We start from the raw sequence: 12,435 nt of genomic DNA on the forward strand, positions 1-12,435 counted from the left end.
GTATCAAGCCGCGCATATTTCAGTTCGACTGCCGACGGCGCGTTCGTCGATGCCAGGAGTTCCTTGACCTGGTCGTCGGTCGGAAGCGCCTCGCGCCCGCCCCGCCCCGTTATCGAAAGGGCCGCCGCCGCGGCCGCGAATGCGACCCGGCCTGCGGTGTCGGCCCCGCGCGTCAATGCAAGGGCATAGGCGCCATGAAAGCAGTCACCGGCGCCGGTCGAGTCGACGACGGCAACCCGTTGCGGAGGCAGGTGCCAGAGCCCTGTCTCGTCGCGTCCGCGATAGAAGACGCCTCTGCCGCCATCCGTCAGAACCACGGCGGACCGCGACGGCAACCACAATGCATCGAGTATCTCGGCCGGCGAGTGGCGGCCGGTGGCGGTCCGCGCAAAGCCCAGCGGAAGAATGAGATGGTCGCAGAGCCCGATCAGTCTCTCGGTGGCCGGGCCGTGGCTCCATTCGACATCGCCGAGGATCGCAAGGCCGAGATCGCGAGCCCGAGCCACGACATCCAGCGACCCGATCCCGTAACTGTCGACGATCAGGACAGTCGCGCGGCTGAGAACCTCGTCCGGAAAGTCCGGCGCGGTGCCCAGCATCGCTTCGTCGTCATACGCGATGAACCGCTCCCCATCCGAACCGACGGTGATCCGCGAGCGCACCGGGCGCGCGTGCGGGTGGCGCGGCGCGAACGCGGTTTCAACGCCGCTCGCAACGAGATCGCACAACACGGCGTCGTCGGCGGCACTGCCCAGCCATCCGACGAACCCGGCGCTTCCGCCGAGCCGCGCGACGGCGGCAAGTGCCGTCGCGACGTTTCCCCCGAAAGCTCGGGCACTTTGCAAAACCTTCCCCTTGCCCGCCGACAACGGCTGATCGACATAGACGATGTCGTCGATCGCAATAGCTCCGAAGCCGAGGATTGAAGGGACGGCGGGCATCGTTCAGGCACCCGCCTTCGCCAAGGCGTCTTGCGCCGAAAGGCCGTCATGGATGACGCCCCGAAAGGCGATCGCTGCCTTTTCCGGATCGCCGTGCCCCCAGAGATTGCGGCCCACCACGGCACCGCGCGCGCCTGCACGGATGGCGTCCGCCGTCTGTTGAAGGGCGCCGAGCAGCGTGTCGGTCTTCGGACCACCAGCGATCACAACCGGCACCGGGCAGGTCCGAACGGTCTCTCGGAACGACTCGAAATCGCCCGTGTACCCGATCTTGATCACATCGACGCCGGACTCGTAGCCGATGCGTGCCGCATAGGCGATCTCGTCGGGGGTGAAGACGATTTTTGCCCCGTCGGTGAAATCGCGAGGGTAGATATGCGCTACCACCGGCATGCCGTAACGAGCCGCCGCGTTCACCGAATCGGTCAGCCAGCGTATGTATTTTCCCTCGGTCGCGCCGCGCACCGGAATGGCCACGGCCAACGCATCGGCGCCGGCGCGCACCGCATCCTCGGGCGTTGCAATCAGTTCACTGATGCGATCGTCTGGGGTGAAGCAGCCGGCCTGGATCACCAGGGAAGCCTTGCCCGCATATTGCGGCCACAGATGGCGCGCGGTGCCAGGCTGGATGCTGACGTAGTCAGGTTTGCCTACCATGACGCGTGCAAGCGCACCCGGCAGGTCGGCAAGACCTCCTTTGCGCACGTCGCCATAGCCGACAAAGTGGTCGACCGCGCCGCCAAAAAGATTCCCCGATGGATGTGAGAAGAGGCGCGCCAGGCGCACCTTGGTTCCGAGGCTCATGAGTCCAAAACTCTCCAATTGATTGATTTCAAAATCCTGGACCCAGTGTTTGCGAAAGAAATAACAAATGCAATCTTTCGAAAGCTTTCGAATTCGCCTATTTTCGGTAGAGTGAACCGAGGCCAGGGCGATCGCTTGGCGCATGGAGGCAAGGACAGGCCAATGTTGTCAGAGCAGAGACGCCAATCGATCCTGGGTGAAGTGCAACGCAGCGGACAGGTTCGCATCAAGGACCTGTCAGACGATTTTGGCGTGTCGGAAGTCACGGTGCGCTCCGACCTCGAGATACTGGATCGCAAGGGACTGCTGACCAAGACCCGCGGAGGCGCGGTGACCCGGACCACGGATTCGACCACGGCCGCGTTCGCCCGGCGGATGCAAACAAACCTCGATGCAAAGAAACGCATCGCCCGGGCAGCGATAGACCTGTTCGAGGACAACCAATCGGTCATCTTCGATGGCGGCTCGACATTGATGCAGGTTGCCATGCTGTTACCGCCGCTCAGCAATGTCGTGGTCGCGGCCACGGCGATGAATATCGTGCAGCATCTGATGCATCGGCCCGGGCTCGACGTTCACATGATCGGCGGCCGGGTCTACCCGGATACGGTAAGCACGCTGATCACCGATGCCGACACGGCTCTCGGCGGCTTGGTAGCGCATCAGGTCTTTGTTGGAGCGCATGCAATTGACTCGTCACTGGATGTGGTCGACGTGAACGAAGACATGGCGCGAACCAAGCGAAACCTCGTGCGCATGGCCCGGCGCGTTGTCCTCCTTGCGGATTCGAGCAAATGGGGCGTCAGCGGAACCTCCAAGGCCTTTTCGCTGTCGAGCGTCGATGTCGTGATCACCGACGATGGCCTGTCCGGCCCAATACGCAGCCAGCTTGATAGGACAGGGGCCAAGGTGATCTATGCCTGACCCCGTCGAGGTCCCTGGCCGCGGCGGAAATATCCGATGCGCGCATGACCCACGGCATCCGCATCGGCGGTCGGCCGTTTTTTCATGTCGGTCATTTTCTCCTCCCAGGACTGGCAGCCTCCCGATATCGCGCCAGCATTTTCGCATGTTGTATAAAAATTTTACGCGCGTCAATATTTAAAATGTTGTATAGCCCTTTGCGAAGGCGATCCGTTACTTCTGGGCGGATTCGGCAGACGGTGACCGCGTTGGGAGGTACGATCGAAAATGCACGGGATATCAACGACGAAACTCGGGATCGGCGTCATCGGATGCGGCAATATCTCGATGACCTATCTGCGCAATGCCGCTCTCTTCGGCGGCATCGAGTTGCGCGCCTGCGCCGATATCTCGGCCGACATGACGGCGCTGCGGGCGAAGGAATATGGCATACGGGCACTCGGCGTCGATGCACTGCTGGCCGACCCCGAGATCGATCTCGTCCTCAACCTGACCATTCCGGCGGCGCATTTCGACATTTCGTTTGCCGCCCTTTCGGCCGGCAAGCACGTCTTCACCGAAAAGCCGCTCGCCACCTCGGCCGCCGATGGACGGCGCCTGGTCGACGAGGCGCGGTCGCGCGGGCTGCTGCTCGGCTCGGCGCCCGACACCTTCCTTGGTGCAGCCGGACGCCGCGCCCGCCGGCTGATGGATGACGGCGCCATCGGCCGCCCGGTCACCGGCACCGCCTTCATGATGGGCCGCGGCATGGAGCACTGGCACCCCAACCCGCAGTTCTACTACCAGCCAGGCGGTGGCCCGGTGTTCGACATGGGCCCCTACTATCTGACCATGCTGGTCAATCTGCTCGGCCCGGTCGAACGCGTCATGGCGATGGCGACGCGCGGCCAGGAGGAGCGGCTGATCACTGCCGAAGGGCCATTCAAGAACACCACATTCAAGGTCGGCACGCCGACCAATGTGCTGTCGCTGCTGGAGTTCCGCTCCGGCGCAACCGTCACCTTCGGCGCCTCGTGGGATGTCTTTCGCCACTCCAACCATCCGATCGAACTGCACGGCACGGAAGGCTCGCTGCGCCTGCCCGACCCCGACACGTTCGGCGGCACCGTGTCGCTGTCGAAACGCGGCACCGACTGGAGGGATTTCGCCAGCGAAGGCGAACTCTATGGCGCCCGCAACTGGCCTTATGCGGCGCCCGATCGCGCCAATTACCGCATGCTCGGCGTCGCCGATCTGGTGCGCTCGCTTCAGACCGGCAACACGCCACGCGCCTCCGGCAATCTGGCGCTGCATGTGCTGGAGATCATGGAGGCTATCCTGCGCTCCGGTGAAACACAGGGCTCGGTCGCCATCGCGGGCGATGTCGTCCAGCCGGCCCTGCTGACCGAGGAAGAGGCGAGCGATCTGCTGGCCTGAGGGTATGATCATGACGCTCGATCCGGATGCGCTGCGCGTCCTCGACATGGCTCGTGCAGCCGGCGGCAAGCCATTCGAGACCGGCAGCGTGGCGGCGGCGCGAGCTGCCTACAACGCCTCGTTCCCGACGCTGCAAGGTGAGCATGAGCCGGTCGCGACGACCTTTGAACAGCAGATCGACGGGCCGAACGGCCCCATCGCTGTCCGCATCCATCGCGGCATCGACGCACTGCCGAGCGGGGCGCCGGCGCTGCTCTATCTGCATGGCGGCGGCTGGGTCATCGGCAATCTCGATTCACATGACGAGATCTGCCGCCTGATGGCCAATCTCGGCAACGCCGTCATTGTCTGCCCCGACTATCGCCTGGCCCCGGAGCACAAATTTCCCGCCGGGCTCGAGGATTGCCTGGCGACACTTCGCTTCATGGCCGAGAATGCCGTCGACCTGGGCATCGACAAGGTGCGCATTGGTGTTGCCGGCGACAGCGCCGGCGGCAATCTTGCCGCAGTGCTGGCGCTGCTCGCACGCGATGGGCTCGCTCCACCACTTGCGACGCAGATCCTGATCTATCCCAACACCGACGCGCGGCAGACATCGGACAGCTACCGGCGTTTCGGCGACGGCTTCGGCCTTACCGCGACGACCATGGCATGGTTCCGCGACCATTATGTGCGAACGCCCGACAATATCATGGACTGGCGCGTCTCGCCCTTGCTGGCGCCTGATCTTGCCGGCGTCGCGCCAGCATTCGTGGCGCTTGCGGGCTGTGACATCCTGGCCGACGAAGGGGCAGCCTATGCGGCGCGCCTGCAGGCCGCGGGCGTGCCTATGATCCTGCGGCAATGGCCGGGCCAGATCCATGGCTTCGTCTCGATGGGACGCCATATTCCCGCCGCCCGGCAAGCGGTGGTCGAGGGGGTGACGGCCTGGCGCCACTTCGAGGGATCGACGTCGACCGGTTAGGCCGACTGACGCATCACCAGGTTGGCACCGAGCTTGACGGTGCGCGCCATGCCCTGCTTCGGCGGATCGGCCTCGTCCAGCAGGGCCAGCAGGATCTCGACGCTGCGGCCGGCCATGGCGGTGAAATCCTGCGCCATGGTGGTCAGCGCCGGACAGGTGTAGCGGCTCAGCGGATGGTCGTCGTGGGCGGCAACGCGCAGATCGCAATCGGGCCTGCGGCCGACCTTCAGGCCGCGCGAGTACGCGGCCGCCATTACGCCAAAGGCGAGACGATCGTTGGCGCACAGGATGGTGCGGCCGGGCAAGGTCCCGGCCTCCAGCATTTTTTCCGTCTGCTCGTAGCCGATGCGTTCGAAGTCCCAGGTGTAATCGCGCGCGGCCTCGATGACGGCCGGCTTGAAGCCGGCGGTCTCCATCGCGACGATGTAGCTCTCCTGGCGTTCGCCGGAGTTGTGGTTGACATGCGGAATGTCGAGATAGACCGGCGGTTCGCCCGAGCGACAGAGATAGTCGACGATGGTCGACACGCTCTGCCGGTTGTCGTTGCCGACGAACGGCGTATCGCCCTCGATATAGGTGTCGAAATAGACGATCGGAATGTCCTGCCCGAGCTTGTCGAAGACGCTGCGGTCGGAGGCAAGGCCGAGCGGGGCGATGATCGCGCCGGCCACCTTCAGCGACAGCAGCGTCCTGACCGACTCCGCCTCCAGCTTCGGCGAGCCATGCGAGGAAATGACGATCGGCCAGTAGCCTTCGTCGCGGCAACGAAATTCGATGCGGCTGACCATCTCGGCGTAGAAAGGATCGGTGATCGTCGGCACGACGATGCCGATGTTGCGGGTGCGCTTGCGGTTGAGATTGCGGGCGAAAAGGTTCGGCTGATAGTCCGAGGAACGCAGGGCGGCTTCGATGCGCGCCCGCGTCGCTGGCTTCACGCTCGCCGGATCGTCGAAATATTTGGACAGCGTCGGGCGCGACACGCCGCATGCCTGGGCGAAGTCGTCCATCGTGCGGTGCGTCTTCTCCGCCATCGATATATTCCTGATCCCCTGCCAACGATCGGCCCCGCCCACAGTCATGCGGCCGTTGACCGGATGCGACAATGCTTGACGGAACTTATTCAGTCAATTTTCACAGTTCCCAATAGAACGCAAAAATATTCCATGCGTCAAATTATTTGTTAACGCTTCAAAACTGATGGCGTCATGGACTTCATTGTCAGTTCGACGAAGGGCTGCAGAAGCTTGCCGCTCAGCCCTCAGCTACGGGCCTGCTTGCCAAATGTCGCCATGCCGCCCATACACGGCTTGGAAATCACCCCACCCCGTTCGCCCCCCCTGCCAGGGATACCGTCCAATGTCCGTGACGCCGTGGTCAAAGCCGTGACGGATCACTCCACGCCATCGCTCGCCAGCCTGGGCTGGACCGAATTTTTCGGCGACCAGCTCGAGCCCGGCGAAGCCAATCTTGTCCCGACGCGGATCGCCACCGTCCACCGCGATCGCCTGACCGGCCTGTCCCAGGCAGGGCCGGTCGATCTGACGCTGGCGGCGCAGGCAAACACCGGTGACTATGCCGTCGGAGACTGGGTGCTGGTCGATGGGCATGAACACCTTGTGAAGCGCCGCCTGACCCGCAAGACGGTGCTGGAACGCCGCACCCAGGGCGGCGGCAGGGTGCCGCAGCTTGCCGCGGCCAATGTCGATACGCTGTTCATCGTCACCTCGTGCAATGCCGACTTCAATCCCGCCCGGCTCGAGCGCTATCTGGCGCTGGCCAACGAGGCCGGAACGACGCCGGTGATCCTGCTGACCAAGGCCGATACCGCTGAAGACGCCGAGACCTACCAGAAGCAAGCTGCGGCGTTGCAGCGTGGATTGCCGGTGGTGATGCTGAACCCCCGCACATCGGATGCGGCAACCGTCCTGGCTGCCTGGTGCGGTGTCGGCCAGACGGTGGCGCTGATCGGCTCCTCCGGCGTCGGCAAATCGACGCTGGTCAACACGCTGGCCGGATCGGCGCAGCAATCGCCGCAACAGACCGGGGGCATCCGCGAGCACGATTCCAAGGGACGCCACACCACCACGTCGCGATCGCTGCATTCCATCGCCGGCGGTGGCTGGGTGATCGACACGCCGGGCATGCGGACGCTGCAGGTCAGCGATGTCGGCTACGGCATCGACACGCTGTTTGCCGAAATCACCGAGCTTGCACCGCTCTGCAAGTTCCGCGACTGCACGCATGTGCACGAGCCGGGTTGCGCGGTTCAGACTGCCTTGAAGGCGGGGACGCTCGACCCGGAGCGCCTTGCCCGCTGGCGAAAACTGTCCGACGAGAACCAGAACAACACGCCGGTCCAGAGCGGGCCTCGCGGAGCCAAGACTTCCGGCGGTCGCGGAAAGAGGCGCTGAACGGCGAGGACTGAGGACTTCAGAGCTGCGCCGTGCCGAAAACGCGATCCCAGAATGCCGAAGTCACACCGAAATTGGCCGTTTCGTCGATGTGGTGATGCACCGCATGACGGCGCTTGAGCGTATAGAGATAGCTCGGATGCGCCGGGTGCCAGTGATGGATCATGTGGTGGATGCTGATGTACCACAGATATCCCAGCATCAACCCGCAGCTCACCGCGCTCGCGGTGGCGAAATCTGAGACCACCCAAACGGGCACAAACGCGACCAGCGCATGCACGCCGAGACTGAGCCAGGTTGGCGTGCCCACAGAACTGCGTTCCTCGACATGGTGACGGTCGTGCAGGTCCTTGACGTAAGGAATATGGTGAAGAGCGAACCTGTGCAGCACATACTCGATCAGCGTCCAGAGGCCGAGACAGGCGAGGACAGTGCCGATCCAGCCTGGCGCACTCTCTTCGCCAGCCTCGAGCAGCCCGGCCACTGCCAGCACGGCGATCACCAGCGGATACACCACGAAGTCGCTATAGTAGCCAATAAGACCGAGTTGCATCGTCACCTAGCCTTCGAGCCGCCAAATAAGCGATGGTATCAGATTGCCGGACTCGCGACCGAGGTGCAATGCAGACGCGCCTGACATAGCGTCGCAATCCCCTAGTGCAAGGTTCGCATCAACGATTCAAGGACCATCAGCAGGCTGCCGGCTTCGCAAATGGACGTACAAAAATGGCAAAACGCAGTGCGGGATTGCTGATCTATCGCCGCAGCGATGGCGATCTCAGGGTGTTGCTGGTTCACCCGGGCGGGCCGTTCTGGGCGAAGAAGGACGATGGCGCCTGGTCGATGCCGAAGGGTCTCGTCGGCGAGGACGAGGATGAGTTGACGGCAGCGCAACGCGAGACCGAGGAAGAGCTCGGCGTCAAGGTTGATGGTCCCTTCGCGCGGCTCGGCGACTACAAACAACCCGGCGGCAAGATCGTCTCGGCCTGGTCTGTCGAGGCGACCATCGACATCGACGTGGCCGCCATCAAGAGCAACATTTTCACCATGGAATGGCCGCCAAGGTCGGGATCCCTGAAGGAGTTCCCGGAGGTCGACAGAGCGGGCTGGTTCACCTTGCCCGAGGCCGAGGTGAAAATCCTCAAGGGGCAGCGCCCGATGCTTTTGGATTTTGCCAGGCAGCAAGGCGCCGGATGATCCGCAGCCCTCAATAGGGCAGGCCGACATAGTTTTCCGCGAGCGCGGTCGATGCGGCACGCGACTGCACGAGATAGTCGAGCTCGGCCTCCTGGATGCGCTGGCCGAACTCGGCGGTGTCGGGAAAACAATGCAGCATCGTCGTCATCCACCAGGAAAAGCGAACCGCCTTCCAGACCCGCGCCAGCGCCTTTTGCGAATAGCAGTCGATGCCAGCCGCGGATTTGTCGCGATAGAAGTCGCACAAACCCGAGAAGAGATAGCGCACGTCGCTGGCAGCGAGGTTCAGACCCTTGGCGCCGGTCGGCGGCACGATGTGGGCGGCGTCGCCGACCAGGAACAGCCGGCCGAAGCGCATCGGCTCGGCAACGAAGGAGCGCAGCGGCGCGATCGATTTCTCGAAGGATGGGCCGGTGACGACGCTTGCCGCCGTCTGCTCGGGCAAGCGGCGGCGCAGCTCGTCCCAGAAGCGCTCGTCCGGCCAGGCTTCGACGCGATCGTCCTGCGGACACTGCACATAATAGCGGCTGCGGTGCGTCGAGCGCATCGAGCACAGGGCAAAACCCCTTTCATGATTGGCGTAGACCAGTTCGTGATCGGCCGGCGGCACTTCGGCCAGCACGCCGAGCCAGCCGAACGGATACTGCCGCTCGAAGATTTTCAGCGCACGCTCGGGCACCGATTTGCGGCTGACGCCGTGATAGCCGTCACAGCCGGCAATGAAGTCGCAATCGATGCGATGCGTGACCCCGTCCTTGTCATAGGTCGCGAAAGGTGCGGCGCCGTCGAAATCGTGCAACGCGACATTTGCCGCCTCGTAGATCGTGGTCAGTCCGTCCGCATCGCGCTTGTCCATCAAATCGTGCGTCACCTCGGTCTGGCCATAGACGGTGACATGCCTGCCGCCGGTCAGTGCCTCGAGGTCGATGCGGTGCAGGCGTCCGTCGAAGGCGAGCGAGATGCCGGAATGCGGCAGTCCTTCCGCGTGCAGCCTTGCCGCCGCGCCGGCCTGTTCCAGCAATTCGACGGTGCCCTGTTCGAGCACCCCTGCCCGCACTCGGCCAAGCACGTGCTCGCGGCTCGCGCGTTCCAGAATGACCGTCTCGACGCCGATGCCGGCCAGAAGCTGCCCAAGCAGCAGGCCGGACGGTCCGGACCCGACGATGACGATTTGCGTGCGCATCAGTGGCCGAGACTTTCGACCTGTGCGGCCAGCTCAGCGGCAAGGCGGAGCGACGCGGCCGTCGCGATGACCATTTGCGGCAGCAATAGCCATTCCAGCGTCCAGGCAGCGCCCGAGCGCTCCTGCTCATGCACGAGCGCGTGATGCATGCCCGCAAGCTGCGTGGCGTTGAAGCGGGCAAGCGCCACCAGCGCTTCGGCCTTCACCGGGTTCTGCTTGTGCGGCATGGCCGAAGAGCCGCCGCCGCCGGAAAGCTCGATCTCGGTTCCACCTTGCGCCATCAGCGCGATGTCCTGGCCGAATTTGCCGAGGCTGCCTGATAGCAGCGACATCAGGCCGGCGAAATCGGCGAGTGCGTCACGCTGGTTCTGCCAATGCGGGGCGTCGCCAAGGCCGAGCTTTGCGGCCAGTGCTGCGCGCACCGCCGGACCTTTGTCGCCTAGCTTTTCCAGCGTGCCGGCGGCACCGCCGAACTGCACCACCAGCAGACGCCTCGACTGTTCCGACAATCTTTCCTGATGCCGTTGCAGTGGCGCCCGCCACGTCCTGACGCGGTCGGCCGCTTTGATCGGAATGGCTGGCTGCATGCGCGTCATTCCCGTCAGCGCCCTGCCGCCAAACCGCTCTTCGAGCGAGACGAGCCGTATAATGGTCTCGGTCAGGAGCAGGCCGAGATGCTCGACGATGGACTTCAGCCGAAACACCAGGCCGGTATCGATGACATCGTGGCTGGTTGCGCCGAGATGCACTTTGTCGCCATGCGGTTCGCCGACCGCCGCCCTGATCTGGCGTACCAGTTCCGGCACAATGACGCCGTCTTTGGCGACGGCAGCCCGCAGCAAGGCGGTGTCGGGCCGGAATGTGGCAAGTGCGGCCACGATCGCGGCGGCATCATCCTTGGTGATAATCCCGTTTTCAGCTTCCGCTTGCGCCAGCGCCCGCTCGAAGGCAAGCATCGCCTCGATTTCCGCCTCGATGGAAAAATGCCGGTTCGCCTCCTCGTCGCCGAGAAGAGCGGAGAGCAGTGGATGGTCGAAGGGCGATACGGTCATATCCTGCTCCTCCTGACCATCAGCTGTCGAAGAAGACCGTTTCCTTCTCCCGCTGGAGATGGATGTCGAAAACATAAATATCGCCGTTGCGCTCGGCGATCAGCGTCGGCACGCGGACGCGGTGCTCGATGCGCGCCAGGATCGCATCCCCGGCATTGGCCTTTTCCTCATCGGAAAAATACAGCCGTGTGTGCAGGCCGAGATTGATGCCGCGCGCGACGATCCAGAGGGTGATGTGCGGGGCCATCAGGCTTCCGTCCCTGAACGGCACGCGGCCCGGCTTGATCGTCTCGAACGTGCACAGACCGGTGTCCATGTCGGTCGGGCAACGGCCCCAGCCGAAAAAGTTCGGATCGGCCGCGCCGCGCAGTTCAGCCGGCGAATTGTAGAGCCCATCCGCATCTGCCTGCCAGATCTCGATCAGCGCATCCTTGAGCGGCGTGCCGGTACCGTCGAGCACCCGGATGCGCAGGCCGATGCGCTCCCCCTTGGTCTTGTCGTTGACCATGGTCGCACCAAGGTCGGTCGCATAGACGCCGCCGATGCCGCAGAAATTGGGCGTCAGCCCGATATGAACATAAGGTCCGGCGGTCTGCGAGGGGCTTTCCCTGAGCCGGTCGAGCGACTGGGCCATCAATTGCCCTCCAGCCTGTTTTCGAACAGCGACGCGCGGCGCCCGCGCAGCACGATGTCGAACTTGTAGGCGCGCGCGTCGAAGGGGATCGTCGCCTGCATGTCGAGCGTGGCGATCAGCGTTTCGACGGCGGCCTTGTCGGGGATGCCGCGCACGATCGGGCAGTGCCAGATCAGCGGATCACCCTCGAAATACATCTGCGTGATCAGCCGCTGCGCAAAGCCGTGGCCGAAGACCGAGAAATGGATGTGCGAGGGCCGCCAGTCGTTCGGCCCGTTCGGCCAGGGATAGGGGCCGGGCTTGACAGTGCGAAAGGCGTAGCCGCCATCCTCGCCTGTTATGGCGCGCCCGCAGCCGCCAAAGTTCGGGTCGAGCGGCGCCAGATAGCCGTCCTTCTTGTGGCGGTAGCGGCCGCCGGCATTGGCCTGCCAGAATTCGAGCAGCGCGCCGGGTACGCCAACGCCGCGTTCATCGAGCACCCGGCCATGGACGATGATGCGCTCGCCGAGCGCGCTCTCGCCGGGCCTGGCGAAATTGTGGATCAGGTCGGCGTCGAGTTTGCCGAGCATGGCGTGACCGAAGACCGGGCCTGCAATCTCCGACAGCGTGTTGTCGAACGGCAGCGGCGCCTTCTGCGGCGAGCGCAGCACGGAGGTCTTGTAATTCGGTGTCAGAACAGGTGGATGCCAGGTCCGGTCGCGCTGGAAGAAGGCGCCGGTCTCGGGCCTTCGGTTCGAGCCGGACTCAGCGGTCATTCTGGCTTCCGTCCATTTCCGAAAACACGTCCTTGGCAATTCTGAAGGCACGGTTGGCGGCCGGCACGCCGGCATAGATGGCGACATGCAGGAACGCCTCGCAGATATCGTCGCGCGAGGCACCGGTGTTGACGGTGGCGCGCACATGCATAGC

Annotated in this window: 14 protein-coding genes; 5 read left to right on the forward strand and 9 right to left on the reverse strand. The window is 63.9% G+C overall.

The genetic code is table 11. From position 1 onward, the window contains the following. On the reverse strand, positions 1 to 941 hold a 941-nt coding region (locus ENZ75_RS06275), incomplete at its 3' end, for a PfkB family carbohydrate kinase (protein ID WP_128277970.1). A 3-nt stretch (positions 942 to 944) separates the two neighbouring features. Continuing rightward, the gene (locus ENZ75_RS06280) at positions 945 to 1,745 is read right to left on the reverse strand and encodes a class I fructose-bisphosphate aldolase (protein ID WP_023756676.1); all 801 of its coding nucleotides are present in this window, start codon (positions 1,743 to 1,745) and stop codon (positions 945 to 947) included. A 162-nt stretch (positions 1,746 to 1,907) separates the two neighbouring features. Here ENZ75_RS06280 and ENZ75_RS06285 point away from each other — a divergent pair, with 162 nt between their 5' ends. From ENZ75_RS06285 to ENZ75_RS06295, 3 genes are all read left to right on the forward strand, one after another. Then, on the forward strand, positions 1,908 to 2,669 hold the full coding sequence (locus ENZ75_RS06285) for a DeoR/GlpR family DNA-binding transcription regulator (protein ID WP_013532952.1): 762 nt from the start codon (positions 1,908 to 1,910) through the stop codon (positions 2,667 to 2,669). Between the two features lie 267 nt (positions 2,670 to 2,936). Further along, on the forward strand, positions 2,937 to 4,085 hold the full coding sequence (locus ENZ75_RS06290) for a Gfo/Idh/MocA family oxidoreductase (RefSeq protein ID WP_013532953.1): 1,149 nt from the start codon (positions 2,937 to 2,939) through the stop codon (positions 4,083 to 4,085). Positions 4,086 to 4,095: 10 nt separating this feature from the next. After that, positions 4,096 to 5,049, forward strand: a complete 954-nt coding sequence (locus tag ENZ75_RS06295; RefSeq protein ID WP_082826663.1) for an alpha/beta hydrolase — start codon at positions 4,096 to 4,098, stop codon at positions 5,047 to 5,049. Here the strand turns inward: ENZ75_RS06295 and ENZ75_RS06300 are convergent. After that, a complete protein-coding gene (locus ENZ75_RS06300; protein ID WP_063170181.1) occupies positions 5,046 to 6,080 on the reverse strand; it encodes a LacI family DNA-binding transcriptional regulator in 1,035 nt (344 codons plus the stop codon). The genes ENZ75_RS06295 and ENZ75_RS06300 overlap by 4 nt on opposite strands. 339 nt (positions 6,081 to 6,419) lie before the next feature. Between ENZ75_RS06300 and rsgA the strand changes: the two genes are divergently transcribed. Next, on the forward strand, positions 6,420 to 7,460 hold the full coding sequence (gene rsgA, locus ENZ75_RS06305; protein ID WP_063167585.1) for a ribosome small subunit-dependent GTPase A: 1,041 nt from the start codon (positions 6,420 to 6,422) through the stop codon (positions 7,458 to 7,460). A gap of 19 nt (positions 7,461 to 7,479) precedes the next feature. Here the strand turns inward: rsgA and ENZ75_RS06310 are convergent, their stop codons facing one another. Beyond that, positions 7,480 to 8,013 carry a sterol desaturase family protein gene (locus tag ENZ75_RS06310; protein ID WP_027163878.1) on the reverse strand — a complete coding sequence of 178 codons (534 nt, stop codon included), beginning with the start codon at positions 8,011 to 8,013 and terminating at the stop codon, positions 7,480 to 7,482. Between the two features lie 173 nt (positions 8,014 to 8,186). Here ENZ75_RS06310 and ENZ75_RS06315 point away from each other — a divergent pair, with 173 nt between their 5' ends. Further along, positions 8,187 to 8,657: an NUDIX domain-containing protein gene (locus ENZ75_RS06315; RefSeq protein ID WP_027163879.1), complete on the forward strand. Its 471-nt coding sequence runs from the start codon at positions 8,187 to 8,189 to the stop codon at positions 8,655 to 8,657. Positions 8,658 to 8,667: 10 nt separating this feature from the next. On the opposite strand, the gene pobA is transcribed toward ENZ75_RS06315, so the two are convergent. From pobA to ENZ75_RS06340, 5 genes are all read right to left on the reverse strand, one after another. Further along, complete coding sequence (gene pobA, locus ENZ75_RS06320) at positions 8,668 to 9,840, reverse strand: 4-hydroxybenzoate 3-monooxygenase (protein ID WP_063167584.1); 1,173 nt, start codon at positions 9,838 to 9,840, stop codon at positions 8,668 to 8,670. Next, positions 9,840 to 10,892, reverse strand: a complete 1,053-nt coding sequence (locus tag ENZ75_RS06325) for a 3-carboxy-cis,cis-muconate cycloisomerase (RefSeq protein ID WP_063167583.1) — start codon at positions 10,890 to 10,892, stop codon at positions 9,840 to 9,842. Before ENZ75_RS06325 ends, pobA begins: the two co-directional genes overlap by 1 nt. A 19-nt stretch (positions 10,893 to 10,911) precedes the next feature. After that, the gene (pcaG, locus tag ENZ75_RS06330; protein ID WP_063167582.1) at positions 10,912 to 11,526 is read right to left on the reverse strand and encodes a protocatechuate 3,4-dioxygenase subunit alpha; all 615 of its coding nucleotides are present in this window, start codon (positions 11,524 to 11,526) and stop codon (positions 10,912 to 10,914) included. Then, positions 11,526 to 12,281 (reverse strand): protocatechuate 3,4-dioxygenase subunit beta, encoded by a 756-nt coding sequence (gene pcaH, locus ENZ75_RS06335; protein ID WP_013532962.1) that lies wholly within the window; start codon positions 12,279 to 12,281, stop codon positions 11,526 to 11,528. Before pcaH ends, pcaG begins: the two co-directional genes overlap by 1 nt. Next, positions 12,271 to 12,435 (reverse strand): carboxymuconolactone decarboxylase family protein (locus tag ENZ75_RS06340; RefSeq protein WP_206617017.1); only part of this gene is annotated, 165 nt, incomplete at its 5' end. The genes pcaH and ENZ75_RS06340, both read right to left, overlap by 11 nt.

Source organism: Mesorhizobium sp. M7A.F.Ca.CA.002.04.1.1 (assembly GCF_004022805.1).
Lineage (GTDB): Bacteria > Pseudomonadota > Alphaproteobacteria > Rhizobiales > Rhizobiaceae > Mesorhizobium > Mesorhizobium ciceri.

Coding starts and splice junctions, on each gene's coding strand:
- ENZ75_RS06290 (WP_013532953.1), top strand. CDS start 2,937: ATGCACGGGATATCAACGACGAAACTCGGGATCGGCGTCATCGGATGC.
- ENZ75_RS06295 (WP_082826663.1), top strand. CDS start 4,096: ATGACGCTCGATCCGGATGCGCTGCGCGTCCTCGACATGGCTCGTGCA.
- ENZ75_RS06310 (WP_027163878.1), bottom strand. CDS start 8,013: ATGCAACTCGGTCTTATTGGCTACTATAGCGACTTCGTGGTGTATCCG.
- ENZ75_RS06325 (WP_063167583.1), bottom strand. CDS start 10,892: ATGACCGTATCGCCCTTCGACCATCCACTGCTCTCCGCTCTTCTCGGC.
- ENZ75_RS06300 (WP_063170181.1), bottom strand. CDS start 6,080: ATGGCGGAGAAGACGCACCGCACGATGGACGACTTCGCCCAGGCATGC.
- pobA (WP_063167584.1), bottom strand. CDS start 9,840: ATGCGCACGCAAATCGTCATCGTCGGGTCCGGACCGTCCGGCCTGCTG.
- ENZ75_RS06285 (WP_013532952.1), top strand. CDS start 1,908: ATGTTGTCAGAGCAGAGACGCCAATCGATCCTGGGTGAAGTGCAACGC.
- ENZ75_RS06315 (WP_027163879.1), top strand. CDS start 8,187: ATGGCAAAACGCAGTGCGGGATTGCTGATCTATCGCCGCAGCGATGGC.
- pcaH (WP_013532962.1), bottom strand. CDS start 12,281: ATGACCGCTGAGTCCGGCTCGAACCGAAGGCCCGAGACCGGCGCCTTC.
- ENZ75_RS06280 (WP_023756676.1), bottom strand. CDS start 1,745: ATGAGCCTCGGAACCAAGGTGCGCCTGGCGCGCCTCTTCTCACATCCA.
- pcaG (WP_063167582.1), bottom strand. CDS start 11,526: ATGGCCCAGTCGCTCGACCGGCTCAGGGAAAGCCCCTCGCAGACCGCC.